This is a genomic window from Escherichia sp. TW14182, assembly GCF_000208525.1.
Classification (GTDB): Bacteria; Pseudomonadota; Gammaproteobacteria; order Enterobacterales; family Enterobacteriaceae; genus Escherichia; species Escherichia ruysiae.
In genome coordinates this window covers 1-26,137 of record NZ_AEJZ01000175.1, presented here as the reverse complement: position 1 = coordinate 26,137, position 26,137 = coordinate 1, and the positions used below count along the sequence as shown (strand labels likewise).

Sequence of the window (26,137 nt, the reverse complement as noted above, 5' to 3'; positions counted from 1 at the left end):
CAACCCCGCCAGTGGCGATCACCAGCGTCATGCCAATCGCCAACAGCGCAACGGGTGCTGCACGGTTAAGAATGTCGATGGGGCTACCGAACAAACGCCCATCCTGAAGTACCACCTGCCAGAAATGTGGGGCGACCAGACTATCGACCAGCAACACCAGCAACAGCGCCGCCAGTTGCGGCATTCCCGTCGGCCAGCGAAAACGCCTTTTCGACGACGCGGTGTCAGGGAGAGATTGAGGCATCACACTGTTCTCCTTACGCCGCAATGGCATTCATGATCGCCGGAACGGAAAGCTCTGCCAGCGGGATCTCCGCCACCTGTTTGCGATCGCGCATGATGATCACCCGATCGGCATAGCCCACCAGCTCTTCCAGTTCTGAGGAGATCACCAGCAGCGCCAGGCCATCGGCACACAGCGTTTCAATCAGGCGGATGATCTCAGCATGGGCGCCAACGTCAATGCCGCGCGTTGGCTCGTCGAGGATCAGAAATTGCGGACGAGTCAGCAGCCAGCGTGAGAGCAACACTTTTTGCTGATTGCCACCAGAGAGAAACTCTATCGGTTGTTCAGTTGAAGGTGTGCGAATGCCAAGCTGGCGGATAAAACGTTCGGCAATCTCTTGCTGTTCTTTGCGGGAAATTGGTCGCAGCCAGCCGCGCTGGGCCTGTAGCGCCAGGATGATATTTTCCCGCACCGAGGCGGCGGCGATGATGCCATCGGTTTTCCTGTCTTCCGGACAAAAACCAATGCCCAGTACTGAAGCCTGATGTGGCGATCGCAGGGTTTGTGGTTGGCCTTTGATCAGCGCAGTACCGCTGTCAGCGGGTTTGATACCGAAGATAACTTCAGCGGTTTCGGTACGCCCTGATCCCAGCAATCCTGCCAGACCGACGATCTCGCCGGGGCGTACTTCGAGATCAAACGGTGCGATCGTGCCTTTTTTACCGTAATTTTTGAACGCGGCAACGGGTTTGTCGCTAAGTAATGTCCGCCCGGCACGTTGTAGCGCGTGGGTGTCGAGTTCGCGCCCAAGCATCATTTTGACCAGTTCGATCTGCGGTAGCTCGCGGGTTTCCCGACAGCCAACGAAGTTGCCGTTGCGTAAGACGGTGATCCGATCGCTGACTTGATAAACCTGATCGAGAAAGTGCGTAACAAAGATCAGGCTGACGCCGCGATCGCGCAACTGGCGCATCAGGCCAAACAGCAACTCTACTTCCTGAGTGTCGAGGCTGGCGGTAGGTTCATCAAGGATCAGCACTTTGGCGGAGAGAGCGATAGCCCGACAAATGGCGACGATTTGCTGCATCGCCACCGAAAAACGGTTGAGCGGTTCACGCACGTCGAGGGAGAAGCCATACGATGCCATCAGTTCTGTAGCGCGCTTTTCCATCTCTTTACGGCGTAGCAGGCCAAAACGCCTGGGTTCGCGGCCTATGAATAGATTGTCGGCTACCGACATGTTGGGTAACAGGTTGACTTCCTGATAGACGGTGCCGATGCCAAGTTGTTGTGCGTGGGCGGTGTTTTTTGGTGAAATAGTCTGACCATCCAACCAGATAGTACCGCGATCGGCGTGGTAGACACCGGTAAGTGCTTTGATCAGCGTCGATTTACCGGCTCCGTTTTCACCGAGCAGCGCCATAATTTCACCGCGCCGTAGGCTGAAGTCGACGCTGTCTAACGCTTTGACGCCGGGGAAAAATTTACTTAATCCTTCGGTACGGAGGATTTCCTGGTGTTGGTCGGTCGTCATGGTTTCCCCCTTAGCCACGCTCTAAAAGTCTGGGAATAGATCGTGCCTGATGTTAAGAGCTGCGCCGTTTGTCCCCCTCACCCTAACCCTCTCCCCGAAGGGGCGAGGGGACAGATTGTGCATGGTGTTAAGTCCGGTACTGCACAACCGCCGGATGCGGCCTAAACGCCTTATCCGGCGGCGTACAAGTTGGCATCAGGTATTGATGTCCCTCAATACCCCATATTTTTCTTCTTCTCTAACTCTTCTTTTGCAGTATCAGGCAGGTAAAGGGTGGATTTGGTCAGGGTCAACTTTTCAGGCATAGTGCCGTCTTTTTTGTATTTCTCCAGCGCATCAAAAGCGGGGCCTGCCATATTCGGCGTCAGTTCAACGCTGGCGTTCGCTTCGCCATCAATCATCGCTTTGTAGATATCCGGTACGCCGTCAATGGAACCCGTGAGGATATCTTTACCCGGTTTCAGGCCCGCTTCTTTAATTGCCTGAATTGCACCAATCACCATGTCGTCGTTATGGGCGTAAACCATGCAGATATTTTTGCCGTTGTTTTCCGCTTTGATAAAGCTCTCCATAACTTCTTTGCCTTTACTGCGGGTGAAGTCACCGGACTGTGAGCGGATGATTTTGATGTTTGGCGCATTCTTAATAGCTTCGGCAAAGCCTTTTTTACGGTCGATGGCAACACTTGCCCCAACAGTACCCTGCAACTCAACCACGTTACATGGTTTACCGTTGACCTCTTTCACCAGCCAGTCACCAATCAACTTGCCTTCCAGAATGTTGTCGGCAGTAACGGTGGTCATATAGAGAGATTTGTCTTTCACGTCGATGGAACGGTCGAGCAAAAAGACCGGAATTTCGGCATCTTTCGCCTCTTTTAATACCGGTTCCCAACCCGTCGCCACCACTGGAGCAATAAAGATTGCATCTACCCCTTGTGCAACAAAGGAACGTACCGCTTTAATCTGGTTTTCCTGCTTTTGCTGACCATCGGCAATTTTCAGCGTGATACCGCGTTTTTCGGCCTCACTTTTCGCCACGTTGGTTTCTGCGGCGCGCCAGCCGGATTCTGATCCGACCTGCGAAAATCCTACGGTTAATGGAGCGGCCAACACCATAGACGACATGGCTGCCGAGACTGCAGAGACTACAAGTAAGCGTTTCCACATAGGGTTGTCCTCGTCGGGATAGTTATTATTGGTGAAAAGATGTTCGCGAAAAAACTATAGACAATTCGTTATGTAACGGATTGCGTTACATCACACTTCAAAAAAGTAAATAAAACGTTAATCACAAGTTTGTAATCGCTTTCATATCACTATGAAAAATGCGGCTACGGTTATGGATTTTCCTGCTCCACAAGCCGTCTTAAAACTGGCGAAAAAGGAATATGAGGACGAAAACAAGCGAAGACATTCGGCGCGAGTTGGCTATAATACTCGGCACTTGTTTGCCACATATTTTAAAGGAAACAGACATGAGCTTACTCAACGTCCCTGCGGGTAAAGATCTGCCGGAAGACATCTACGTTGTTATCGAAATCCCGGCTAACGCAGATCCGATCAAATACGAAATCGACAAAGAGAGCGGCGCACTGTTCGTTGACCGCTTCATGTCCACCGCGATGTTCTATCCGTGCAACTACGGTTACATCAACCACACCCTGTCTCTGGACGGTGACCCGGTTGACGTACTGGTTCCGACTCCGTACCCGCTGCAGCCGGGTTCTGTGATCCGTTGCCGTCCGGTTGGCGTTCTGAAAATGACCGACGAAGCCGGTGAAGATGCGAAACTGGTTGCTGTTCCGCACAGCAAGCTGAGCAAAGAATACGATCACATCAAAGACGTTAACGATCTGCCGGAACTGCTGAAGGCTCAGATCGCTCACTTCTTCGAGCACTACAAAGACCTCGAAAAAGGCAAATGGGTTAAAGTTGACGGCTGGGATAACGCCGAAGCCGCTAAAGCTGAAATCGTTGCTTCCTTCGAGCGCGCAAAGAATAAATAAGTTCTTCTAGCGCAATAACCCTGAACGCCGGGCTTCGGTTAGTAAGGGTTTTTTATGTCCGCGATAAATAAACACATCTTATTCTATCACCGCCTGCAAACGTAATAACACGTCTTCCACCACCTCGTCCGCAGCCAGACCAATACGTTTTGCCTGACGGGCGCGTAAATCCATCATTCGTACCTGATTCACCAATACCACGCCATACACATCGCCTTCTTCGCAATGTAACGGAACGCTAAATCCGGCATAACGGGCAAAATTTCCGCCCTGAGTAATGGGAGCAACCAACGTCATTCCCAGTTGATTAAAGGCTTGAACGGAGAGCACAAGCGCAGGCCGACCAGCACCTTGCTGTTCATGGCCGCTTGCTGGATCAAAGCCGACCAGCACAATGTCTCCCCGTTCAAATTCACTTTTCTTTACCATATTTCGTCACCCGCAGGGGTGGATTTACCCCAGACATCCTGCTCGCTAAGTTCCGGGGCGTTCATGTCGCACTGCATCAGCAGTTCATCAAGCGAGTAGCGCCTGGAGATGGGGGTCAGAATCAGTTGATTGTTGCTCACCTGTGCCTCAACGCTCTGCCCCGGCTGCAAGTTAAGCTCTTTCATCACAATATTGGGAATGACCATACCTGCACTGTTCCCCCATTTTTTTATGGTTATACGCATCCGCACCTCCTTAGGTTATACAAAGTATAACTCACGGTGCGACAGGAAACGTTTTACCCCTGCGCATTTGTGAACACCAGCAGAGTTTTTTATGCGTTAACAGATATGGAAAGCGGCTCGGAAGGAAAAGAAACAGGCGGGGAAGTTACAAAAAAGAATGCGAGATACCTCGAAAAAACAACGCCACCCGAAGGTGGCGTGTTTATATTATGACTTATCCCTGTCTAACCAGTCGCCGCTTTCAATCAGCGTTAATCCATCGACGGGTCGTTGATAAACGTACATCCATGCACTCCCGTACGGCGTCTGAATCAACTGGCGCGCGTATTCACCGCCCCTGGTGCGCAAGGCATCAAGTTCGGCCAGCGTGGCGTTGTCAATACGATAAACTTCACCGTGTACCGTTCCGTTGCCCGGAACTGCGCCTGGATAGTGGCCCAGGCTGTACAGTTGATAGTTATCGATACTGAAATCGCCCAGCAACTGGGCATTGGTCATCCAGTGGCTGTTGCCTTGTTTGTGACGTAAACTGCCGTAGACAAATATTCGCATCGCTAAAACTCGAACTGATAGAGCAAATCCAGTGCCTGATCTACACCAGACACGGCTTCCAGATATAGCTTTGGCATCAGGCGATAACGTAACGTGAGTGTTGCTATAGAGTCAAATATCCCCACGCCGTATTTCACTTGTAGACCTGGTAATACATAGCCGCTGACCACCACCTGGGAGGAGTCGCCTACTCCCTCGGTGTCGAGAGCTAAATTACTTACGCCAAATGTCTCGCCGATTTTACCCACAATCTGACCACTTTGTGCAACCCCCAGACCAATCAGCATCGAGGTCATCGCCGCGCTGTCGCTCTGATCGCTTTCCAGCCCTTGTCCACGCAACAAGTAAGACAACGCAGCCTGTTGCGACATCGCCGGGTCAGAGAAGATCTCCGCTTTCGGTTCATCCGCCAGTCCGGTGACGCGAACACCGGCGATTACGTCGTCTTCTGTAGCATCCGGGTTACGAATTGCTTCGATATTAAGATACGGTTGATCCGGTGGACCAGAGAACAGCAACTCGCCTTTGCGAACGATCAGATCCTGACCATAGGCATGGAAGCGACCTTCCGGAATGTTGATCTGTCCGTTCAGCCCCAGTCCCTGTTTGTCCTGTACGACATTGAGATCGCCCGTCAGCCGCGCTTTCAGGCCAAAGGCATCAATGCGCACATTGTTGCCGACGTGGACAATCAGGTTGCTGTTAATCGGAATCGACGCAGTTTTCGCCTCCTCCGGTTGTAGGTTATCGTTGAGCATCACGACATCGCTGGAGACGCCCACCGCACTTTCTGGCAGATCGTGCACCACAATGCGCGCCCACGGTACGTCAACGCGACCATCAAGGGTAAACAGGCTTGGTGTGGCTTCGAATACGACATCTGGCGACACATCCATACGCACCATCGGCGGTACGGTGATCCGCACCTTACTGCCTTTTGCCGTCACCCGCGCGCGCCAGTTTTCAATCTGACTCCAGTCTGCATCCCCGTTCAGGTAAATGTCACCCTGCTGGGTTCGCACGGTGCCCGCAAGCGTCGAGCGCATACCGTTAAAGTTGACCGCAAGCTGGCTCGGCTGCATATCAAACGGCATAAAGTTGCCATCGATATCCACACCCGTAACCTGGAGCTGACCAAAAAGCTGCGGACTTTGTACATCACCGCCCAGACGTAAATTAGCACTCACCATCCCCGCCGCTTTTTCCCCACGCGTAAAGATGGGGTTTACCATCGCGAGGTTAAAGTTGCGGATGTTGACGTTGCCACCGAGATTGCGGCGGCCTTGTGGATCGGTCACCTGCACCTGACCATCGAACTGACCATTATTAGTCAGGCGGATGGTCCAGCCCAGTTCAGCGCGGTTGTTGCGCAGTTCCGCCGTCAGATTCAGTGTCTGAAACGCCACCGGCAGCGCCGCGTCGTTGACAGTTTGCGTCACCTGCACGTTACGCCCGGAAAGGGTGATGCTACCCTGCGGCAGCCCTTCTTTGGTGGTGTCCCAGGCAACGTCTGCTTTACCTGTAAAGATGCCGCTTGCCTGAGTGGTTTCCGGCATAAACGGTTTCAGCATGGCCAGGTCGAAACGATTGAGATTTACCACCGCACGCCCTTCAGCCCCGGCATCAATGGTTTGCGGCACGCACAGTTCCGCGTTCGGGTTTACCCAGCAGTGCGGCCCGATGCTGATTTTTTGCTCCTGATTGCGGTAATCCAGCGCAATATCGCGGGTCAGCGACCACGGGCCGACTGGCGTCTGGAAGCGGGTATTACTCAGCGTTCCCTTCCAGCGTTCTTCTTTGCGATCAAAACTGCCCGCCAGATTGAGCTGTCCGGAAACCGGCTCGCCCTGAATCCGCACTTGTAGCTCGTGCTGCTTTTCGCTGCCTTTCGCATTCAGGGTGACGAGGTTGATATTCACATCCGGCTGCGAAATTTGCTCAACGCGCACATCGAGTTTACCCGCAATCTGATCGGTGGATTTTATATCGCCTTCCACGCGAACCTGCGCCACGGAGAGTTCCTGCCAGCGCAGGCTGCGCGCGGTGATATCCGCCAGCAACTGCGGCGCGTCCACCGTACCGCGAACCTTCACCAACCCTTTCGCTGTACCGCCCAGCCCTGGCAGCGCGTTATCCAGACCCGGCGCGTTGATCGTGGCATCAAGATTGAGATCTTTTACTCCCAGTTCACCTTTCACTTCGGCACTGTTAGATCCCAGTTCCAGATGCAGACCAGGGATCATCCACTGCATATAACTGTTGCCTTTCAGCGTACCGTCAACGTTCACTTTGTTCTGTTTAACGTTACCAGTCAGCTTCAACTCCGGCACGTCCATCTGCCAGGTGCCGCCGTACAGGCTGCCGCGCGTTTTGATCAAACCATTGAGTTTCGACGGCCAGTCCGGAAACTCTTTCGCGGTGTTAATGCCGTTAAGCGTTAACTCACCACGCCAGCTAATCGCCTGCTGCCAGTCGAGCAACGCTTTCAACTCAGTTTTCCCTTCCAGCGCCGCGACGGTGAGTTTGTCGAGATTCACCTGCTGTTCATTACCTTTCGCATCGAGGGTAATGGTGGCTGGCGGGATCTCCTGTCCCTTCACTGCCGTGCGCATAGAGAGCGTGTAATCGGTCATTTTGCCGGTGAGTTTCAGTTTCAGATCGTCCGCCTGATACTGTTTCTCGCCGGTAAACGGCCAGTAAAGTTGCTTGCTGTTGACTTCGACATTGAGCGGCAGTCCAGCCTCCGCCAGCCGCGTCTGAGCACGCAGATCCATATCCACCTGACCAGAAAGGTTAACGCCAATCTCCAGTTGTTCGCGCAGCGCACCGCCCACTTTCAGCTTCACTTTTTCACCCTTCAACGGCTCCACGTTCAGTGTGCTGTTGAGGGTGATATCCACCGGCCAGTTACCGGACAGCTGCGCCGTACCGCTGGCGTTAACGATCCCCTGGTTAGAGTCGATATCCAGCGCGTCCAGTTTGGTATTGCCGTCAATACTGCTCACTTTCAGCAGCATGGTGCGCACGGTGATGTCCGTGTCGCCCGTCACGCGCAATTGCTCGCCCTTAAACTCTTCAATATTCAGGTTGAGCGGCAAATGCACGTCGGTCATTTCCGGCAATACCGGGCGAGAAAAGAGATCTTTCAGCGTTTCGCCGAGCGGTTTTTCATCCGGCTGCGGATTTTCAATTTTCGGTTCAACGACTTCTTCCTGCGCCACTTCCGCCACTTTCGGCAAGGCAATCAGCAGGCCTTTCAGCGATGTCGGTTTCAGGGTCAGGGTTTTCTCCTGCCAGTTCAGACCGGAGGTGAAGTCCATCACCGACACCGTGGTGTCATCAATTTTGATATTGACGTTATCCAGCGCCACCCGCGTCAGGGTGATGGGATATGGCGTGGAGAGATCCAGCGGGCCGCTGTCTTCCTCTTCTTCAACCTGTTCTGAAGGGGGCATTTTTTTGCTGTCGATGTTGACCTGAATGTCTTTCAGCGCCAGGTCATTAATACAAATACTGCTGTCCCACAGGCACTCCAGCCCGACCGCCAGATGCAGATTACCCGCTTTAACCGCCACACCTGGCTGCTCATAACGAACGTCAGACAGAGTAAGGTCGCTCCAGCCGCCGGTCACCTTACCGATATCCAGCCCTGGCACCCAGCGATCTGCCGCTTTAAATACCAGATGCAAACCACTGGTGGTGCCCACCAGAAATGCCACCGATCCCAGCAACAGTAAGAGGACGACAACCGCGCCGAGGCTGATTTTTTTCCATAAACTCATAATTCTGGCCCCAGACCGATGTAAAACTGTAAACCATGCTCGTCTTTGTCAGCGACCGGAACCGCGAAATCGAGCTTGATCGGCCCGACTGGCGATTCCCAGCGCACGCCAACCCCGGTGCCAGTTTTAAAGTCACTGCGGCGAATATCGCTTACCGCTTCGCCGCTATCGACAAACACCGCGCCCCACCATTTTCCGGTCACGTTGTACTGATACTCCAGCGATCCGGTTATCAGTTTTGATGCCCCTTTCAGGTCACCATTGGCGTATTTCGGCGCAATAGATTTGTATTTATAGCCGCGAATGCTACGGTCACCCCCGGCAAAGAAACGCAGATCAGGCGGCACTTTGTCGAAGTCACCCGTTTCAATCCAGCCCAACGTGCCGCGCGTGACAAAACGATGGCGATCGTAGAGTGTGCGTATCCAGACGTTTTGCGCCTGAAACACAGAGAAATCGACGTCCGAGCCCCAGGCCGTGTTTGAATAGTCGATTGAGTAGCGTTGCGAGTCGCCCCAGGTCGGCATCAGGCCGCCGCGTGAACGCGTGCGGCTAATCATCACGCCTGGATAAAACAGCATCGTGGTGTTGGTAATTTCACCCTGGGTAAAGTGGTCAAGACTCCAGCGTAAGTTAATGGCGCGCTGCCAGCCGCTGGAGAGATCCCAATAACGGGAGGCCACCAGAGTTGTAGAGTCGGATTCCGTATCGTTCAGATCGGTGCGCTTAAAACCGCCCTGTACCAGATAATATTGTTCCAGCGGGTTCTTAAGCAGCGGCATTTTATAGCTAAAGTCGAGAGTCTGTTCCGGTGCAGAGATACTTGTGCTGGTGGTCAGGCTGTGACCGTAAGAGTTCATCCACGGCTTTTTCCACGTCGCTTTAACACGTGGACCTACGTCCGTTGAGTACCCTACCCCGGTTTCAATCGTATTTTCCGTGCGCGGCGAAACGACGCCGGTAAGCGGCAATACTTTTGTTTCTCGCGCTTTATCAAACTGCGGTGCGACCACCACCGAGTTAAACCAACCAGTGGCGGAGAGACGGCGGTTCAGCTCTGCCAGGTCTTTTGACTCGTATTCATCACCTTCTTTAAACGGAACAAGGTTTTGCAGATACTCATCGCGGATCTGTGAGCCTTCGAAGGTCACATGCCCAAAGCGGTAGCGTTCGCCACTGTTGTAATCAATATCCCAGTAGGCTTTATGCAAGCCAAGTGCAATACCCAACTGGGCTTTGGTAAATTCACTATCGAAATAGCCTTTGCGCAACGCGATGCTGGTTAAGGACTTTTTGAAATTTTCGTAGTCACCCTGATTCAGCACCGTGCCTATAGCCGGGCGAGTATCGAGCAACTTCAAATAGTCTTTATCGGTCCGTGCACCACCGCGCAGCACAACATCGGTGCCGCCAATCAAAATGGGTACGCCGGGCGTGACTTTGGCGATCAAAACCTGTCGCCCTTTCTCTGGCGGTGGTCGGAGATCAAATTCAATGGTCGGCTGGTAATAGCCCAGCGCCTTCAGGCCTTCGCGGATGGCATCATCGACACGCGCGCGAAATCGCCGGTCTGGCGTCACTTCATCACTTTCAATCGTAGAAAGCTGTGCACGAACATTTTTTTCCAGCTGTCCTGATAACCCTTCGACCTGTAGACGGACGTTCGCGGCGATAGCAGAACCACCAAAGCAGAATAAGCTTACACAACATAACTGTCGGATATAGCGCACATTTTCTCCTGAATATCCTTTGTTCCTGCCCCTGGAACCCCGTTAAACGGCTTAACAAAAAACCAGCAATATGGATTTAAAAGCAGACTAAATCCAAAATATTTCTTATGTTTTACTTTATACACATTCACGAGAGTTATTGTGTGCAAATACGTCTCTTGTTACAACCTAAACCCCAAAGACCGATTTCGGGAGAGCGATACCATGAGTTTATTTGATAAAAAGCATCTGGTTTCCCCCGCCGATGCCCTTCCTGGACGTAATACCCCGATGCCCGTAGCCACGTTGAATGCAGTCAACGGTCACTCAATGACAAATGTGCCTGACGGAATGGAAATCGCCATTTTTGCTATGGGCTGTTTCTGGGGCGTGGAACGCCTTTTCTGGCAACTTCCCGGTGTTTACAGCACCGCCGCAGGTTATACCGGCGGCTACACGCCAAACCCGACTTATCGGGAAGTGTGTTCTGGTGATACCGGCCACGCCGAAGCGGTACGCGTGGTTTACGATCCGTCAGTGATCAGCTACGAACAACTGTTACAAGTATTCTGGGAGAATCACGATCCCGCACAAGGGATGCGTCAGGGCAATGACCATGGCACGCAGTATCGTTCCGCGATTTATCCGCTAACACCAGAACAGGATGCTGCCGCCCGCGCCAGTCTGGAACGTTTCCAGGCCGCGATGCTTGCCGCCGATGACGATCGTCACATCACCACGGAAATCGCTAACGCGACACCGTTTTATTATGCCGAAGATGACCACCAGCAATATCTGCATAAAAACCCGTATGGTTATTGCGGAATTGGTGGGATCGGCGTTTGCCTGCCGCCTGAAGCGTAGCAATAAAAGGCCGAACTAAAGCGAAATGAAGCAAAAATTTAACCCTCTGGCGACTTTACAGTACCTTACGCTATACTAGCCACTGAAAATGTCGGTTCACTCTCTTCGAACCGGCTTTCAATGTGTATTTCACACAAATTAATCAACTTCCCCTTCCGAGGATCTGACCTGAACGGTCGGATAAGATATGTTAAACAGTATTTTAGTCATACTCTGCTTGATCGCTGTGAGTGCGTTCTTCTCGATATCCGAGATCTCGCTTGCCGCCTCACGCAAAATCAAACTTAAACTGCTGGCTGATGAAGGCAATATAAACGCCCAGCGCGTTCTGGATATGCAGGAAAATCCCGGCATGTTCTTTACCGTGGTGCAAATTGGTCTGAACGCGGTGGCAATACTCGGCGGTATCGTCGGTGATGCGGCGTTCTCTCCGGCTTTTAATAGCCTGTTCTCCCGCTATATATCGGCGGAACTCTCTGAGCAACTGAGCTTTATTCTCTCTTTCTCGTTAGTGACTGGCATGTTTATTCTGTTTGCGGATTTAACCCCGAAACGCATCGGTATGATTGCGCCAGAAGCTGTGGCTTTGCGTATCATCAACCCGATGCGCTTCTGCCTGTTCGTCTGCACCCCTCTGGTGTGGTTTTTCAACGGCCTGGCGAACATGATCTTCCGTATCTTTAAATTGCCAATGGTACGTAAAGATGACATCACATCTGATGACATCTACGCAGTCGTGGAGGCCGGTGCGCTGGCTGGGGTATTGCGTAAACAGGAACACGAACTGATCGAAAACGTGTTTGAACTGGAATCCCGTACCGTGCCGTCTTCCATGACGCCGCGTGAAAACGTGATTTGGTTCGATCTCCATGAAGATGAGCAAAGCCTGAAGAATAAAGTGGCGGAGCATCCGCACTCGAAATTCCTCGTCTGTAATGAAGATATCGATCACATTATCGGTTATGTCGATTCAAAAGATCTGCTGAACCGCGTGCTGGCCAATCAAAGCCTGGCACTGAACAGCGGCGTGCAAATTCGCAATACGCTGATCGTGCCTGATACGCTGACCCTCTCTGAGGCGCTGGAAAGTTTTAAAGCTGCGGGTGAAGACTTTGCGGTAATCATGAACGAGTACGCACTGGTGGTGGGGATCATCACCCTCAACGACGTGATGACCACGTTGATGGGCGATCTGGTCGGTCAGGGGCTGGAAGAACAGATTGTGGCGCGTGATGAGAATTCATGGCTAATCGATGGCGGTACGCCGATTGACGACGTGATGCGCGTGCTGGATATCGACGAGTTCCCGCAGTCGGGCAACTACGAAACCATCGGCGGCTTTATGATGTTTATGTTGCGTAAGATCCCGAAACGCACTGATTCGGTGAAGTTCTCCGGTTACAAATTTGAAGTGGTGGATATTGATAACTACCGCATCGACCAGCTACTGGTTACGCGAATCGACAGTAAAGCCACCGCCCTTTCGCCAAAACTGCCTGACGCCAAAGATAAAGAAGAAAGCGTCGCATAACCCCAGAAACATCAACGGCTCCTGAATCAGGAGCCGTCTTATTACTGCATAGCACTTGGTTAAGCCATCTCTGTTTGCAGACGCATAACCTGACGGTTAACTTCGGACATCACTGACAAATGCAGTTTATCCTTCACTTTTGGGATAAGAATCTTACCCTTATCAAATTCAAAAGCGCCAACGTCCTTGATGTATAACCGTCCACGGAACAGGATCTTCACGTACTTCGCCACCTGAAGTGGGTTGTACCGTTGGAAAATTTTCATTGTTGTCTCCTGCTGAGTATTACGCCTTTGCGGTGCCACAATCGGCCCAACTATTATGAGGCGCAAATTTTAATGCCTAATGACTATAGACTATCGGGGTAATGTTTCCAGCGTGTATAAATTTTTTTACCCCACTGTTACAATTATTCAGAATTATCTCTTCACCTAACCACAATCTTCAGTATAAACATTCATTTTTCATATGATTTGTGCGCTTGTCCGCAAACTGGCACCGCACTTGCGGGAAATTCGATAAATAGCACATATGATTAAAAGCCAGACCCAAGTGGTCGGATCACCTGCATACGATAAGAAGGAAACACTATGACCCTACGCAAGATCCTCGCGCTGACTTGCTTGCTACTGCCGATGATGGCCTCCGCGCATAAATTCGAAACTGGTCAGCGCGTACCGCCGATTGGTATTACCGATCGTGGCGAGTTGGTGTTTGATAAAGATCAGTTTAGCTACAAAACCTGGAACAGTGCGCAGTTAGCGGGAAAAGTGCGAGTACTGCAACATATTGCCGGTCGCACCTCCGCAAAAGAGAAAAATGCGACGCTGATTGAAGCAATTAAATCGGCGAAATTGCCGCACGACCGCTACCAGACCACCACCATTGTCAACACCGACGACGCTATTCCCGGCTCAGGTATGTTTGTGCGCAGCAGCCTGGAGAGCAATAAAAAGCTCTATCCGTGGTCGCAGTTTATTGTCGACAGTAATGGCGTCGCACGCGGAGCCTGGCAACTGGATGAAGAGAGTTCTTCCATTGCAGTGCTGGATAAAGACGGTCGCGTGCAATGGGCGAAGGACGGGGCGTTAACCCAGCAAGAAGTGCAGCAAGTCATGGACTTGCTGCAAAAATTGCTTAATAAATAGAAACCCGGAATCCAGGATTCAGGAAGGATTCGCGCGGAGTGTAATCCAGCGGTTTACCCTGCCAGTCGTGAACGTGTGCTCCGGCGGCGGCGGCCACGGCATGACCGGCAGCGGTATCCCAAATATTCGTCGGCCCGAAACGCGGGTAGAGCTGCGCCTGACCTTCCGCCACCAGGCAGAATTTCAGTGAAGAGCCGATAGATGTCGTCTGGTGTTCACCAAGCTGTTGCAGATACTCTTTCAGCTCGGCATCCGCATGGGAACGGCTAATGACCACCAGCGGCGGACGGGCGTCGCGTACCTGAATCTGCTTGCGCACGCCGCACTCTTCTTTCCAGGCTTTGCCTTCCGCCGCGCTGTACATGACGTTCATTACCGGCGCATACACCACACCTAATACCGGTTTGCCTTTGTCAATCAGCGCAATGTTAACGGTAAATTCACCATTTCGTTTAATAAACTCTTTGGTGCCGTCCAGCGGATCTACCAGCCAGTAACGTTGCCAGTGCTGGCGGACTTCCCAACCGGGAGGATCTTCTTCGGAAAGAACCGGAATATCCGGCGTTAGTGTACGTAAACCGTCCATGATTACGGTGTGCGCGGCAATGTCCGCCGCCGTCACCGGTGAGTTATCCGCTTTGCTGACGACGTCCATCGGTTTTGTCCCGTCGTAGACCTGCATAATGGCATCGCCCGCATTCCGTGCGAGTTGACATACTTGTTCTAACATTCTCCACCTCTTTTGTTTCAGTGGTGTTAACTTGTTGTTTTACTTATACCCTATCGTTAAAGAATCCGCCAACTGTGATGGCGTCATCGTTTCCTGATTTATTATTTATGGCATCCTTCACGCTCCGTATGAAAGACGTCTCATCTTCTCGTTCATAAAAGGATGCCCAGATGGTTAAGTTTAGTGCAACGCTTCTTGCTACGCTGATTGCCGCCAGTGTGAATGCGGCAACAGTCGATCTCCGCATAATGGAAACCTCTGATTTGCATAGCAACATGATGGATTTCGATTATTACAAAGATACATCCACAGAAAAATTTGGACTGGTACGCACTGCGAGCCTGATTAATGACGCGCGCAATGAAGTGAAAAATAGCGTACTGGTCGATAACGGTGACCTGATCCAGGGTAGCCCGCTGGCGGATTACATGTCGGCGAAAGGATTAAAAGCGGGTGATGTTCATCCGGTCTATAAGGCGCTGAATACGCTGGATTATACCGTCGGCACGCTTGGCAACCACGAGTTTAACTACGGTCTGGATTACCTGAAAAATGCGCTGGCGGGAGCGAATTTCCCCTATGTGAATGCCAACGTCATCGACACTAAAACCAAACAGCCGATGTTCACACCGTATTTAATTAAAGACACCGAAGTAGTCGATAAAGACGGTAACAAACAGATGCTGAAGATTGGCTACATCGGTATTGTGCCACCGCAAATCATGGGCTGGGATAAAGCCAATTTATCCGGCAAAGTTACCGTTAACGATATCACTGAAACAGTGCGCAAGTATGTTCCGGAAATGCGCGAGAAAGGTGCCGATGTTGTTGTCGTTCTGGCGCACTCTGGTTTGTCTGCCGACCCGTATAAAGTGATGGCGGAAAACTCAGTTTATTATCTCAGTGAAATTCCTGGCGTTGACGCCATTATGTTTGGCCATGCTCACGCCGTTTTCCCGAGTAAAGATTTTGCTGATATCAAAGGGGCTGATATCGCCAAAGGTACGCTGAACGGTGTTCCGGCAGTGATGCCTGGCATGTGGGGCGATCATCTCGGTGTGGTCGATCTGCAACTCAGTAATGACAGCGGTAAATGGCAGGTGACGCAGGCAAAAGCGGAAGCACGACCGATTTACGACATCGCCAACAAAAAATCACTGGCTGCAGAAGACAGCAAGCTGGTCGAAACGCTGAAAGCCGATCACGATGCCACCCGCCAGTTTGTCAGCAAACCTATCGGAAAATCTGCCGACAATATGTATAGCTATCTGGCGCTGGTGCAGGACGATCCGACCGTTCAGGTGGTGAACAACGCGCAGAAAGCGTATGTCGAACGTTACATTCAGGGCGATCCGGATCTGGCAAAACTGCCGGTGCTCTCTGCTGCCGCGCCGTTTAAAGTTGGCGGTCGCAAAAATGACCCTGCCAGCTATGTTGAAGTGGAAAAAGGTCAGCTAACCTTCCGCAACGCCGCCGATCTTTATCTCTACCCCAATACGCTGATTGTGGTAAAAGCCAGCGGTAAAGAGGTGAAAGAGTGGCTGGAGTGCTCCGCTGGACAGTTTAACCAGATTGATCCCAACAGCACTCAACCGCAGTCTTTAATTAACTGGGACGGTTTCCGCACCTATAACTTTGATGTTATTGATGGCGTGAATTACCAGATTGACGTCACCCAGCCCGCCCGCTATGACGGTGAATGTCAGGTGATTAATGCCAATGCGGAAAGGATTAAGAACCTGACCTTTAACGGCAAACCGATTGATCCGAACGCGATGTTCCTCGTTGCCACCAATAACTATCGTGCTTATGGCGGCAAATTTGCCGGAACCGGCGATAGCCATATTGCTTTTGCTTCTCCGGATGAGAACCGCTCGGTGCTGGCAGCGTGGATTGCTGAAGAGTCGAAGCGTGCGGGGGAAATTCACCCGGCAGCAGATAACAACTGGCGTTTGGCACCGATCCCCGGCGATAAGAAACTGGATATCCGTTTCGAAACCTCTCCGTCAGATAAAGCCGCAGCGTTTATTAAAGAGAAGGGGCAGTATCCGATGAATAAAGTCGCGACCGATGATATCGGGTTTGCGATTTATCAGGTGGATTTGAGTCAGTAATAGACATCTTTTTCGGCCTACAAATCATCAACCGCATCCGGCATTTATTGGCGGATGCGATGCTACCGTATCTTATCCGCCCTACAAGCCATGCACCGTAGGCCGGATAAGCGCAGCGCATCCGGCAGTTATGCCACACGTTCATCCCGCACCGCCAGCACCTCGGGCAAATTCAACTCAATCCAGTCCGCCAGTGCAGCAACCTTTTCACTCACCTGCTCGCCCAGCGGCGTGAGGCTATATTCCACATGCGGCGGCACCACCGGATACGAGATACGGTTAACAAAACCATCCTGCTCCAGCGCCTGTAACGACTGCGCAAGCATCTTTTCACTCACCCCGCCCATTTTACGGCGCAGGTCGCTAAAACGATGAGTGCCTTCACGCAGCGCCACCAGAATCAACACTCCCCAACGGCTGGTGACGTGTTTCAGCACCTCGCGCGACGGGCACTGTTCAGCGAAGAGATTTCCCTCTTTCAGTTGTTGCGACAGACTAACCTGACTCATTTCATACTTACCTTTTTGTGCGTACTTACTAAAAGTAAGTTTAGGTGTTAGCGTATTTAAACACAAGACAAACCGATGGAGGCATCCCATGATTGCTATTACCGGCGCAACCGGCCAACTTGGTCACTATGTTATTGAGTCCCTGGTGAAAACCGTTCCTGCCAGCCAAATAGTGGCTATCGTTCGTAATCCGGCAAAAGCCCAGGCCCTGGCAGCACAAGGCATTACCGTGCGTCAGGCTGACTACGGCGATGAAGCCGCACTGACATCTGCACTTCAGGGAGTGGAAAAACTACTGCTGATCTCTTCCAGCGAAGTGGGTCAACGTGCCCCGCAGCATCGTAATGTTATTAATGCCGCAAAGACGGCTGGCGTGAAATTTATCGCTTATACCAGCCTGCTACATGCAGATACCTCCCCGCTCGGCCTCGCCGATGAGCACATCGAGACGGAGAAAATGCTGGCTAATTCTGGCATCGCTTATACCCTGCTGCGCAACGGCTGGTATACCGAGAACTACCTTGCCAGCGCCCCGGCAGCACTGGAGCACGGCGTATTTATCGGTGCGGCGGGCGATGGCAACATTGCCTCAGCAACGCGGGCAGATTATGCAGCCGCTGCCGCGCGCGTGATTAGCGAAGCTGGTCACGAAGGCAAGGTTTACGAACTGGCGGGCGACAGCGCCTGGACGCTGACACAGTTAGCGGCAGAGCTAAGCAAACAGAGCGGCAAACAGGTTACCTATCAAAATCTGAGCGAAGCCGATTTCGCCGCTGCGCTGAAAAGCGTCGGACTGCCCGACGGACTGGCGGATATGCTGGCGGATTCTGACGTTGGCGCGTCAAAAGGCGGTCTGTTTGATGACAGCAAAACGCTGAGTAAACTAATTGGTCGCCCAACGACAACGTTAGCCGAAAGCGTAAGCAATCTGTTTAATGTTAATAACTAGTTAATTAAAGTGGCATCCTCCCGCATCCTCTCTGATAATGACGGGATGCCGGGAGCAATCATGTCTGCTTCCTGAACGTTTCTTCTGACAGATCAATGGATGCCAGTAATGATTAGCGGCGTGCTGTACGCCCTGTTAGCAGGGTTGATGTGGGGGCTTATTTTTGTCGGGCCGTTGATTGTGCCGGAATACCCGGCGATGTTGCAGTCGATGGGGCGTTATCTGGCGTTAGGGTTAATTGCGCTACCCATTGCCTGGCTGGGACGCGTGCGTTTGCGTCAGTTGGCGCGTCGGGACTGGCTTACCGCCTTGATGCTCACTATGATGGGCAACCTCATTTATTACTTCTGCCTTGCCAGTGCCATTCAACGTACTGGCGCGCCTGTTTCCACGATGATTATCGGCACCCTGCCGGTGGTGATTCCTGTCTTTGCCAATCTGCTTTATAGCCAGCGCGACGGCAAACTCGCGTGGGGAAGACTCGCCCCGGCACTGATTTGTATTGGCATCGGCCTGGCGTGTGTGAATATTGCTGAGTTAAACCACGGACTCCCCGATTTTGACTGGGCACGTTATACCTCTGGCATCGTGCTGGCGTTAGTTTCCGTGGTCTGCTGGGCATGGTATGCCCTGCGCAACGCCCGCTGGCTGCGGGAAAATCCCGACAAACATCCGATGATGTGGGCAACGGCGCAGGCGCTGGTCACACTGCCGGTTTCACTTATCGGCTATCTCGTCGCTTGTTACTGGCTGAATACGCAAACGCCGGACTTCTCCCTACCCTTTGGCCCCCGCCCGCTGGTGTTTATTAGTCTGATGATTGCGATAGCCGTGCTTTGCTCATGGGTCGGCGCACTCTGCTGGAACGTCGCCAGCCAGCGATTACCAACCGTGATTCTCGGGCCGTTGATTGTTTTCGAAACGCTGGCAGGTTTGCTGTACACCTTTTTACTCCGCCAGCAAATGCCGCCGCTGATGACGCTGAGCGGTATCGTGCTGTTAGTGGTTGGCGTGGTCATTGCAGTCAGAGCAAAACCGGAAAAACCTTTAACTGAATCTGTCTCAGAAAGTTGACATGCTGGCTGTGAGTTAAATAAGCCTCTGCTACGTAAGGGTTATAGCATTTGCCTTAAAGATGCATTTAAAATGCACCTTATCTTATTAAGAATGAGGTATCAGCTATGGCTTATCGCGACCAACCTTTAGGTGAACTGGCGCTCTCTATTCCTCGCGCTTCGGCTCTGTTTCGTAAATATGATATGGATTACTGCTGCGGCGGTAAGCAGACGCTGGCGCGCGCGGCGGCACGTAAAGAGCTGGATGTTGACGTCATTGAAGCCGAACTGGCAAAGCTTGCTGAACAACCGATTGAGAAAGACTGGCGTAGCGCCCCGCTGGCAGAAATCATCGACCATATCATCGTGCGCTACCACGATCGTCACCGCGAACAACTGCCGGAACTGATTCTGCAAGCCACCAAAGTAGAGCGCGTTCACGCCGACAAACCGAGCGTGCCAAAAGGGCTGACAAAATACCTGACCATGCTGCATGAAGAGCTTTCCAGCCATATGATGAAAGAAGAGCAAATTCTCTTCCCGATGATTAAACAAGGCATGGGTAGCCAGGCAATGGGGCCTATCAGTGTGATGGAAAGCGAGCACGATGAAGCGGGCGAACTGCTGGAAGTGATTAAACACACGACCAATAACGTCACACCGCCGCCGGAAGCCTGCACCACCTGGAAAGCGATGTATAACGGCATTAATGAACTGATTGATGACCTGATGGATCACATCAGTCTGGAAAACAATGTACTGTTCCCACGCGCGCTGGCAGGTGAGTGATCTAAAAGCTGGATGGCATTGCGCCATCCAGCATGATAATGCGGTTATTTCCGCAGTTCAGCAGCCCGCTTCTTACCAATAAACAACCAGCCCAACCCCAGCGCGATAAACCACAGCGGGGTAACCAGCAGCGCCTGGCGGGTGTCCTCTTCCAGCGTCAGCAGCACGATGACGAATACAAAGAACGCCATACATACCCAACACATCAGCTTGCCGAGCGGCATCTTGTAGATCGACTTCTCATGCAGGTGCGGACGTTGTTTGCGGTACACCAGGTACGAACAAAGGATAATCGTCCAGACAAACATAAACAGAATCGCGGAAACGGTTGTGATCATCGTGAACGCACCAATCACGCTTGGATTCACGTACAACATCACCACGCCGCCGAGCAGACAGATGCAAGAGAAGGTCAGCCCTTTCGCGGGTACTGCGCGTTTAGAGAGTTTAGCGAATGCTTTCGGCGCGACGCCTTCCTGCGCCAGACCAAACAGCATACGGCTGGTAGAGAATACGCCGCTGTTAGCGGAAGACGCCGCAGAGGTCAGCACCACAAAGTTAATTACGCTGGCAGCAGCAGGCAAACCTACCAACACAAACAGTTCAACAAACGGGCTTTTCTCCGCGACCACAGAACTCCACGGCGTCACAGACATAATTACAATTAGCGCGAAGACGTAGAACATAATGATGCGGATCGGAATGGAGTTAATCGCGCGTGGCAGTGATTTCTCCGGATCTTTCGTTTCCGCAGCCGTTGTACCGACCAGTTCAATCCCCACGAAAGCGAAAACCGCAATCTGGAATCCGGCAAAGAAGCCGCTTAAGCCTTTCGGGAACCAGCCGCCGTCATTCCACAAATGCGCGAACGACGCTTCCACACCGGTCGGAGACTGGAAGTGCATCATCACCATGATCAGACCAACGACAATCAGCGACACGATGGCGACGATTTTGATCATCGCAAACCAGAACTCCATCTCACCAAACATTTTCACGGTGGCGAGATTAAGAACCAGCAACAGAATGATCACCGACAGCGACGCCACCCAGTCGGAAAGCCCAGGGAACCAGAACTGCGCATAAGCGGTAATAGCGACAACATCCGCCATACCGGTAACCACCCAACAGAACCAATAGGTCCAGCCAGTGAAATATCCTGCCCACGGTCCCAATAAATCGGAAGCGAAGTCACTAAAAGATTTGTATTCCAGATTCGAAAGCAGCAATTCCCCCATTGCCCGCATCACGAAAAAGAGCATAAAACCAATGATCATATAAACGAAAATGATCGACGGCCCGGCAAGACTGATTGTTTTACCGGAACCCATAAACAACCCTGTACCTATGGCACCGCCAATGGCAATAAGCTGAATATGTCGGTTTGTGAGATTGCGCCGTAGCGACTGTTCAGCCGGAGCCTGATCATCGGCAACGACTTTTACCTGATCTACCATGTTTTTTTCTTCCTGTACCTGTCTGTGTTGTTCAGGCTCTGCGGCCTTTAGTCAGTCTATGATACGACGAATCTGTATCGGGACTCATCGATATTAGGTAACAATACGCGGGATGAATACTAAGATTTAGATCTAATGTTAATTTTATGTTTAAAGTGGGTGTCATATCACGGTGATAACGCGAAACAGCTCACAAAAATACACGCTTACGGGGTCTTTTCAACACAAAATAGCGTCGTTTGGCAAACTGAAGGGTTTATTGCTGAATGCCTGCTCCCCTCTGGTTCGAGGGGAACAGAATGCGCTGCTTAGAGGATTTCCAGCAGTTCGACTTCAAACACCAGGGTGCTGAACGGAGGGATGGAGGCGCCAGCGCCGCGCTCGCCATATGCCAGTTCCTGCGGGATGGTCAGTTCCCATTTAGAACCTACCGGCATCAGAGTCAGTGCTTCAATCCAGCCAGGGATCACGCCGTTAACCGGGAATTCAGCCGGTTCGCCACGGGCAACGGAACTGTCAAATACAGTACCGTCGATCAATTTACCGGTGTAATGAACACGAACGCGGTCGGTACGTGCCGGTATTGCGCCTTCACCCTGGTTGATCACGCGGAATTGCAGGCCAGATTCGGTGCTATTCACACCCTCTTTTTTAGCGTTTTCTTCCAGGTATTTCACACCTTCAGCAGCCATCGCCTGGAAACGCTGACGACGAACGGCATCGGCACGTTCGTGAATTTCACGCAGCGCGCGGTGCACCACATCAACCGGAACAGCCGGATGTTTACCTTCCAGTGCATCGGCAATGCCTGCAACCAGTGCTTCTGGCAGCAACCCTTGCAGGCCAGATTCACTCAGTTGTTGCCCTACCTGCAAACCTATACCATAGCTTGCTTGCGCTTCGATGGTGTCAAAAGTTGGGGTGGTCATCGTATTTCCTTTCTTCGGGTATAAAGTAGCGGGCAGCATATCAGCCACACTTCTTTGGGTAAAACTTTGTCGCGGGAATGATGACAAATCCCGGGGAAAAAGAAACAATAGCAATATCCCGTATGAATATAATAAAGGCGGGTTTACCACGGACATCATAGCGTTAGCTTATTCATAGGCTATGATTGAGGAACAAGACGCGGAGCAGGAGGAAACCATGCCCGGGCGCTTTGAACTAAAACCAACCCTGGAGAAAGTCTGGCACGCGCCGGACAATTTTCGCTTCATGGACCCGCTGCCGCCGATGCATCGTCGGGGGATCATTATTGCCGCCATTATATTGGTGGTCGGATTTCTGCTTCCATCTGATGATACGCCCAACGCGCCGGTAGTGACGCGTGAAGCGCAGTTAGATATTCAGTCGCAATCACAACCGCCGACAGAAGAACAGCTGCGGGCGCAATTAGTCACACCACAAAATGATCCTGATCAGGTGGCTCCGGTCGCCCCTGAACCGATACAGGAAGGCCAACCGGAAGATCAGCCACAAACCTCGCAAACGCAACCATTCCAGCCAGATAGTGGAATAGATAATCAGTGGCGCTCTTATCGTGTCGAACCAGGTAAAACGATGGCGCAGCTATTCCGCGACCACGGACTACCCGCCACCGATGTCTATGCGATGGCGCAGGTAGAAGGCGCGGGTAAGCCACTGAGTAATTTGCAAAACGGGCAGATGGTGAAAATCCGCCAGAACGCCAGCGGCGTAGTGACGGGCTTAACCATTGATACGGGGAATAATCAACAGGTTCTGTTTACCCGCCAGCCGGATGGCAGTTTTATTCGTGCGCGGTAGATGAAGGGTCAACGAGAAGCCAGCTAAGGATTGTCTCTTTGATGACCTTACGTCTGGCTTCCAGTGCCTGGGGTGAAACCATACTGATGTGATAAACCAGGCCAAGCGTATGCTGGTTGATCAAATAATATCCCCCAAGCGCGGCAATATTAATATTCACCTGCAACGGGTCGATATCTGGCTTAAAAATATTGAGTCTCTTCCCTTCAGCCAACAAAGATTCCATTAACTGCAAGTGCGCATGGTTAATTTCTAAAAGACGCTGTGATTTTGCATAATGCACACCTTTGCTCTGGTTTTCACTATGCACAATTTTTAAAAACCAGGGGTTAGCAATGTAATAATCCCAGGTAAAATCGATGATTTTTTCAATTGCTTTTTGTGGAGGAAGACCTGAAACATCCAGGGATTTTTCTTTTTGTCGAATATCGTTCCAGGTATATTCCAGCACTTCGATAAATAAATTTTCTTTATTACCAAAGTGGTGATAAACCGTCTGTTTACTGCACCCTGCGGCCTTAACAATATTATCGACTCTGGCTCCTTCGTAACCATATTCGGCAAATTCATTAACCGCACATAACAGCAGCTTTTCCTTCAGGCTCTGTACGTTGCTGGTATCAAGATACATAACGCTTCCCCACGACCTCTTCAAGATGACTATCTTAACCCGATTAATTAGAAGCTCCAGTAAAAAGGCTAAAAACTTGTACTTTCATCGGGTTATCAAATGTCCTGTGATCACTATCGCATATCAACCAACCAGATGGTTGATCTTTCTTGCCGCACGTCGCAAGCTAATCGTCACTTAGGGAAACAATATTCAAAAAGAGAGCTATTGTATGAAATCCACTCGTCCTGTTGCCGTCATCACTGGAGCCGCACGTGGCATTGGTAAGGGGTGCGCGCTGGAGCTTGCCCGTGGCGGATTTAATCTGTTGATTAACGATCGCCCCGATGCCGACAGCGTAGAAAAATTACATGCCACGCAACAGGAATGTATGGCAGAAGGCGTGGAAGTGATTTGCTTCCCTGCCGATGTTGGCGATCTCTCCCTGCATGAAGAGATGCTCGACGCGGCGCAAAATCAGTGGGGGCGTCTGGACTGCCTGCTCAATAACGCGGGCATTTCAGTGAAAAAGCGCGGTGACCTTCTCGACCTCGAACCGGACAGCTTCGACCAAAACATTGCCATTAATACCCGCGCGCCGTTCTTCCTCGCACAGGCATTCAGTAAACGTCTGCTCGCACAGCCAAAACCAGAAACAGAATTCCCGCACCGCTCAATTATTTTTGTCAGTTCCATCAACGCCATCATGCTGGCGATGAATCGCGGCGAATACACAATTGCCAAAACCGCCGTTTCTGCCGCTGCTCGTCTGTTTGCTGCTCGCCTTTGCAACGAACAAATTGGCGTCTATGAAGTGCGCCCTGGTCTCATCAAAACCGATATGACTATTCCGGCAACGGCTTATTACGACGAATTGATTGCCAAAGGACTGGTGCCGTGGGGACGTTGGGGTTATCCGGCGGATATCGCCTCCACTGTCCGCGCGATGGCGGAAGGCAAACTGATTTACACCTGTGGTCAGGCAGTCGCCATCGACGGTGGCTTAAGTATGCCGCGCTTCTGAGGCTAAACCATGAGAGATCTGTTACAACGCCCGGATTTATTCAGTATCAATACCGCGACGCTGGGCTATAAAGTGCCGCTGCCCGCCATTATTGATGCCTGTGCCGCACGCGGTATCGGTGCGATCGCCCCCTGGCGCAGAGAGTTGCAGGGTGAAGATCTTCAGCAGATCGCCCGCCAGCTTGCCGTCAATAACATGCGCGTTTCCGGTTTATGCCGTAGCACCTACTACACCGCGCCGACGCTGGCGGAACGCAAACTGGCAATTGATGATAACCGCCGGGCGCTGGACGACGCAGCGGTGCTGAACGCCGCCTGTTATATGCAGGTGGTTGGCGGTCTGCCAACGGGCACTAAAGATCTATATGAAGCGCGAGAACAAGTGAAACAAGGGATTCGCCAGCTGCTGCCACATTCGAAAGATGTCGGCGTGCCAATTGCGCTGGAGCCGCTGCACCCGATGACTGCTGCCGATCGCTCTTGCCTGTGCACGTTACGCCAGGCGCTGGACTGGTGTGATGAACTCGATCCCGATGGCGAATTTGGCCTCGGCGTGGCTGTGGATGTTTACCATGTCTGGTGGGATCCGGATCTGGCCAGCCAGATCCTGCGCGCCGGAAAACGTATTCTCGCGTTTCATGTTTCCGACTGGTTAGTGCCGACTACCGATCTGGTCAATGACCGGGGAATGCCGGGAGATGGCGTGATAAATATTCCGTCAATTCGTCGACTGGTTGAAAACGCCGGATTTAATGGCGCTATTGAACTGGAAATATTCTCACCGTACTGGTGGCAGAAAGATATTAACAGCACGCTGGATATTAGCGTCGATCGCATCGCGCATTATTGCTAAGGAATAATCATGAGTGACCAACCCGTTCTGTTCAGCAGAGCGGCGGCTTCCTGCCGCCTGACGTTGAACCGTGAAGATAAATGTCATGCTATTAACGAAGAGATGATTGAATCTCTCGACCATTATTTAAATGAAATTGAAAACGACACCACATTACGATTAGTCGAATTAACGGCAACCGGCGATAAATTCTTTTGTGCGGGCGGTGGGTGATGCTGCCAACTTACTGATTTAG

24 protein-coding genes and 2 pseudogenes are annotated in these 26,137 nt (G+C 51.7%); 12 read left to right on the top strand and 14 right to left on the bottom strand.

Annotated elements, in window-relative coordinates:
- The 3 genes and pseudogenes from EQY_RS0115240 to ytfQ all read right to left on the bottom strand — a co-directional run.
- Nucleotides 1-244: pseudogene (locus EQY_RS0115240) on the bottom strand (ABC transporter permease); the annotation flags it as partial.
- 13 nt (nucleotides 245-257) lie between these two features.
- Nucleotides 258-1,760: a galactofuranose ABC transporter, ATP-binding protein YtfR gene (ytfR, locus tag EQY_RS0115235; RefSeq protein ID WP_000205843.1), complete on the bottom strand. Its 1,503-nt coding sequence runs from the start codon at nucleotides 1,758-1,760 to the stop codon at nucleotides 258-260.
- 212 nt (nucleotides 1,761-1,972) lie between these two features.
- The gene (gene ytfQ, locus EQY_RS0115230; protein ID WP_000265953.1) at nucleotides 1,973-2,929 is read right to left on the bottom strand and encodes a galactofuranose ABC transporter substrate-binding protein YtfQ; all 957 of its coding nucleotides are present in this window, start codon (nucleotides 2,927-2,929) and stop codon (nucleotides 1,973-1,975) included.
- 308 nt (nucleotides 2,930-3,237) lie between these two features.
- On the opposite strand from ytfQ, the gene ppa reads away from it, so the two are divergent.
- The gene (gene ppa, locus EQY_RS0115225; RefSeq protein WP_000055074.1) at nucleotides 3,238-3,768 is read left to right on the top strand and encodes an inorganic diphosphatase; all 531 of its coding nucleotides are present in this window, start codon (nucleotides 3,238-3,240) and stop codon (nucleotides 3,766-3,768) included.
- 78 nt (nucleotides 3,769-3,846) lie between these two features.
- Here the strand turns inward: ppa and chpB are convergent, their stop codons facing one another.
- The 5 genes from chpB to tamA form a co-directional block, all read right to left on the bottom strand.
- Complete coding sequence (chpB, locus tag EQY_RS0115220; protein WP_000239582.1) at nucleotides 3,847-4,197, bottom strand: endoribonuclease toxin ChpB; 351 nt, start codon at nucleotides 4,195-4,197, stop codon at nucleotides 3,847-3,849.
- Entirely contained in the window at nucleotides 4,191-4,442 is a 252-nt protein-coding gene (gene chpS, locus EQY_RS0115215; RefSeq protein ID WP_001223205.1) for a type II toxin-antitoxin system antitoxin ChpS, read from the bottom strand. Before chpS ends, chpB begins: the two co-directional genes overlap by 7 nt.
- A gap of 207 nt (nucleotides 4,443-4,649) precedes the next feature.
- Nucleotides 4,650-4,994, bottom strand: a complete 345-nt coding sequence (locus EQY_RS0115210; protein ID WP_001219162.1) for a gamma-glutamylcyclotransferase family protein — start codon at nucleotides 4,992-4,994, stop codon at nucleotides 4,650-4,652.
- Between the two features lie 2 nt (nucleotides 4,995-4,996).
- On the bottom strand, nucleotides 4,997-8,776 hold the full coding sequence (gene tamB, locus EQY_RS0115205) for an autotransporter assembly complex protein TamB (RefSeq protein ID WP_000060803.1): 3,780 nt from the start codon (nucleotides 8,774-8,776) through the stop codon (nucleotides 4,997-4,999).
- Nucleotides 8,773-10,506, bottom strand: a complete 1,734-nt coding sequence (tamA, locus tag EQY_RS0115200; protein WP_001269287.1) for an autotransporter assembly complex protein TamA — start codon at nucleotides 10,504-10,506, stop codon at nucleotides 8,773-8,775. Before tamA ends, tamB begins: the two co-directional genes overlap by 4 nt.
- A 204-nt stretch (nucleotides 10,507-10,710) precedes the next feature.
- On the opposite strand from tamA, the gene msrA reads away from it, so the two are divergent.
- On the top strand, nucleotides 10,711-11,349 hold the full coding sequence (gene msrA / locus EQY_RS0115190; RefSeq protein WP_000051459.1) for a peptide-methionine (S)-S-oxide reductase MsrA: 639 nt from the start codon (nucleotides 10,711-10,713) through the stop codon (nucleotides 11,347-11,349).
- Between the two features lie 187 nt (nucleotides 11,350-11,536).
- Nucleotides 11,537-12,880 (top strand): polyamine export protein PaeA, encoded by a 1,344-nt coding sequence (gene paeA, locus EQY_RS0115185; RefSeq protein ID WP_000935031.1) that lies wholly within the window; start codon nucleotides 11,537-11,539, stop codon nucleotides 12,878-12,880.
- 59 nt (nucleotides 12,881-12,939) lie between these two features.
- Here paeA and EQY_RS0115180 read toward each other — a convergent pair whose 3' ends face one another.
- Nucleotides 12,940-13,146 carry a DUF1107 domain-containing protein gene (locus tag EQY_RS0115180; protein WP_000689228.1) on the bottom strand — a complete coding sequence of 69 codons (207 nt, stop codon included), beginning with the start codon at nucleotides 13,144-13,146 and terminating at the stop codon, nucleotides 12,940-12,942.
- Nucleotides 13,147-13,470: 324 nt separating this feature from the next.
- On the opposite strand from EQY_RS0115180, the gene EQY_RS0115175 reads away from it, so the two are divergent.
- Nucleotides 13,471-14,028 (top strand): YtfJ family protein, encoded by a 558-nt coding sequence (locus EQY_RS0115175; RefSeq protein WP_000175265.1) that lies wholly within the window; start codon nucleotides 13,471-13,473, stop codon nucleotides 14,026-14,028.
- Here EQY_RS0115175 and cysQ read toward each other — a convergent pair.
- On the bottom strand, nucleotides 14,018-14,758 hold the full coding sequence (gene cysQ / locus EQY_RS0115170; RefSeq protein ID WP_000893402.1) for a 3'(2'),5'-bisphosphate nucleotidase CysQ: 741 nt from the start codon (nucleotides 14,756-14,758) through the stop codon (nucleotides 14,018-14,020). The genes EQY_RS0115175 and cysQ overlap by 11 nt on opposite strands.
- A 170-nt stretch (nucleotides 14,759-14,928) precedes the next feature.
- Here cysQ and cpdB point away from each other — a divergent pair, with 170 nt between their 5' ends.
- Nucleotides 14,929-16,872, top strand: a complete 1,944-nt coding sequence (cpdB, locus tag EQY_RS0115165; RefSeq protein WP_000238255.1) for a 2',3'-cyclic-nucleotide 2'-phosphodiesterase — start codon at nucleotides 14,929-14,931, stop codon at nucleotides 16,870-16,872.
- A 128-nt stretch (nucleotides 16,873-17,000) separates the two neighbouring features.
- Here the strand turns inward: cpdB and EQY_RS0115160 are convergent, their stop codons facing one another.
- Nucleotides 17,001-17,381, bottom strand: coding sequence for a winged helix-turn-helix transcriptional regulator (locus EQY_RS0115160; RefSeq protein WP_024212605.1), 381 nt, complete (start codon nucleotides 17,379-17,381; stop codon nucleotides 17,001-17,003).
- Nucleotides 17,382-17,469: 88 nt separating this feature from the next.
- Between EQY_RS0115160 and qorB the strand changes: the two genes are divergently transcribed.
- From qorB to ytfE, 3 genes are all read left to right on the top strand, one after another.
- Nucleotides 17,470-18,330: an NAD(P)H:quinone oxidoreductase gene (qorB, locus tag EQY_RS0115155; RefSeq protein WP_000560596.1), complete on the top strand. Its 861-nt coding sequence runs from the start codon at nucleotides 17,470-17,472 to the stop codon at nucleotides 18,328-18,330.
- A gap of 108 nt (nucleotides 18,331-18,438) precedes the next feature.
- A complete protein-coding gene (locus EQY_RS0115150) occupies nucleotides 18,439-19,404 on the top strand; it encodes a DMT family transporter (RefSeq protein ID WP_024212604.1) in 966 nt (321 codons plus the stop codon).
- 107 nt (nucleotides 19,405-19,511) lie between these two features.
- The gene (ytfE, locus tag EQY_RS0115145; RefSeq protein ID WP_000331449.1) at nucleotides 19,512-20,174 is read left to right on the top strand and encodes an iron-sulfur cluster repair protein YtfE; all 663 of its coding nucleotides are present in this window, start codon (nucleotides 19,512-19,514) and stop codon (nucleotides 20,172-20,174) included.
- 44 nt (nucleotides 20,175-20,218) lie between these two features.
- Here the strand turns inward: ytfE and cycA are convergent, their stop codons facing one another.
- Nucleotides 20,219-21,631: a D-serine/D-alanine/glycine transporter gene (gene cycA / locus EQY_RS0115140; protein ID WP_000228360.1), complete on the bottom strand. Its 1,413-nt coding sequence runs from the start codon at nucleotides 21,629-21,631 to the stop codon at nucleotides 20,219-20,221.
- Nucleotides 21,632-21,939: 308 nt separating this feature from the next.
- Complete coding sequence (gene bamJ, locus EQY_RS0115135) at nucleotides 21,940-22,560, bottom strand: BamJ family beta-barrel-assembly machinery protein (RefSeq protein ID WP_000211237.1); 621 nt, start codon at nucleotides 22,558-22,560, stop codon at nucleotides 21,940-21,942.
- A gap of 217 nt (nucleotides 22,561-22,777) precedes the next feature.
- Between bamJ and ytfB the strand changes: the two genes are divergently transcribed.
- Entirely contained in the window at nucleotides 22,778-23,416 is a 639-nt protein-coding gene (ytfB, locus tag EQY_RS0115130) for a cell division protein YtfB (protein WP_001119455.1), read from the top strand.
- On the opposite strand, the gene EQY_RS0115125 is transcribed toward ytfB, so the two are convergent.
- Nucleotides 23,400-24,047 (bottom strand): TetR/AcrR family transcriptional regulator, encoded by a 648-nt coding sequence (locus tag EQY_RS0115125; protein ID WP_010348212.1) that lies wholly within the window; start codon nucleotides 24,045-24,047, stop codon nucleotides 23,400-23,402. The two genes, ytfB and EQY_RS0115125, sit on opposite strands and share 17 nt — an antisense overlap.
- Before the next feature lie 211 nt (nucleotides 24,048-24,258).
- Between EQY_RS0115125 and EQY_RS0115120 the strand changes: the two genes are divergently transcribed.
- From EQY_RS0115120 to EQY_RS0115110, 3 genes and pseudogenes are all read left to right on the top strand, one after another.
- Nucleotides 24,259-25,050, top strand: a complete 792-nt coding sequence (locus tag EQY_RS0115120; protein WP_000843399.1) for a 3-ketoacyl-ACP reductase — start codon at nucleotides 24,259-24,261, stop codon at nucleotides 25,048-25,050.
- A gap of 9 nt (nucleotides 25,051-25,059) precedes the next feature.
- The gene (locus EQY_RS0115115) at nucleotides 25,060-25,902 is read left to right on the top strand and encodes a sugar phosphate isomerase/epimerase family protein (RefSeq protein WP_001205263.1); all 843 of its coding nucleotides are present in this window, start codon (nucleotides 25,060-25,062) and stop codon (nucleotides 25,900-25,902) included.
- A 9-nt stretch (nucleotides 25,903-25,911) separates the two neighbouring features.
- A pseudogene (locus tag EQY_RS0115110) lies at nucleotides 25,912-26,109 on the top strand (enoyl-CoA hydratase/isomerase family protein); the annotation flags it as partial.
- Between the last annotated feature and the right edge of the window lie 28 nt (nucleotides 26,110-26,137).

Coding starts and splice junctions, on each gene's coding strand:
- ytfR (WP_000205843.1), bottom strand. CDS start 1,760: ATGACGACCGACCAACACCAGGAAATCCTCCGTACCGAAGGATTAAGT.
- ytfQ (WP_000265953.1), bottom strand. CDS start 2,929: ATGTGGAAACGCTTACTTGTAGTCTCTGCAGTCTCGGCAGCCATGTCG.
- ppa (WP_000055074.1), top strand. CDS start 3,238: ATGAGCTTACTCAACGTCCCTGCGGGTAAAGATCTGCCGGAAGACATC.
- chpB (WP_000239582.1), bottom strand. CDS start 4,197: ATGGTAAAGAAAAGTGAATTTGAACGGGGAGACATTGTGCTGGTCGGC.
- chpS (WP_001223205.1), bottom strand. CDS start 4,442: ATGCGTATAACCATAAAAAAATGGGGGAACAGTGCAGGTATGGTCATT.
- EQY_RS0115210 (WP_001219162.1), bottom strand. CDS start 4,994: ATGCGAATATTTGTCTACGGCAGTTTACGTCACAAACAAGGCAACAGC.
- tamB (WP_000060803.1), bottom strand. CDS start 8,776: ATGAGTTTATGGAAAAAAATCAGCCTCGGCGCGGTTGTCGTCCTCTTA.
- msrA (WP_000051459.1), top strand. CDS start 10,711: ATGAGTTTATTTGATAAAAAGCATCTGGTTTCCCCCGCCGATGCCCTT.
- paeA (WP_000935031.1), top strand. CDS start 11,537: ATGTTAAACAGTATTTTAGTCATACTCTGCTTGATCGCTGTGAGTGCG.
- EQY_RS0115180 (WP_000689228.1), bottom strand. CDS start 13,146: ATGAAAATTTTCCAACGGTACAACCCACTTCAGGTGGCGAAGTACGTG.
- EQY_RS0115175 (WP_000175265.1), top strand. CDS start 13,471: ATGACCCTACGCAAGATCCTCGCGCTGACTTGCTTGCTACTGCCGATG.
- cysQ (WP_000893402.1), bottom strand. CDS start 14,758: ATGTTAGAACAAGTATGTCAACTCGCACGGAATGCGGGCGATGCCATT.
- cpdB (WP_000238255.1), top strand. CDS start 14,929: ATGGTTAAGTTTAGTGCAACGCTTCTTGCTACGCTGATTGCCGCCAGT.
- EQY_RS0115160 (WP_024212605.1), bottom strand. CDS start 17,381: ATGAGTCAGGTTAGTCTGTCGCAACAACTGAAAGAGGGAAATCTCTTC.
- qorB (WP_000560596.1), top strand. CDS start 17,470: ATGATTGCTATTACCGGCGCAACCGGCCAACTTGGTCACTATGTTATT.
- EQY_RS0115150 (WP_024212604.1), top strand. CDS start 18,439: ATGATTAGCGGCGTGCTGTACGCCCTGTTAGCAGGGTTGATGTGGGGG.
- ytfE (WP_000331449.1), top strand. CDS start 19,512: ATGGCTTATCGCGACCAACCTTTAGGTGAACTGGCGCTCTCTATTCCT.
- cycA (WP_000228360.1), bottom strand. CDS start 21,631: ATGGTAGATCAGGTAAAAGTCGTTGCCGATGATCAGGCTCCGGCTGAA.
- bamJ (WP_000211237.1), bottom strand. CDS start 22,560: ATGACCACCCCAACTTTTGACACCATCGAAGCGCAAGCAAGCTATGGT.
- ytfB (WP_001119455.1), top strand. CDS start 22,778: ATGCCCGGGCGCTTTGAACTAAAACCAACCCTGGAGAAAGTCTGGCAC.
- EQY_RS0115125 (WP_010348212.1), bottom strand. CDS start 24,047: ATGTATCTTGATACCAGCAACGTACAGAGCCTGAAGGAAAAGCTGCTG.
- EQY_RS0115120 (WP_000843399.1), top strand. CDS start 24,259: ATGAAATCCACTCGTCCTGTTGCCGTCATCACTGGAGCCGCACGTGGC.
- EQY_RS0115115 (WP_001205263.1), top strand. CDS start 25,060: ATGAGAGATCTGTTACAACGCCCGGATTTATTCAGTATCAATACCGCG.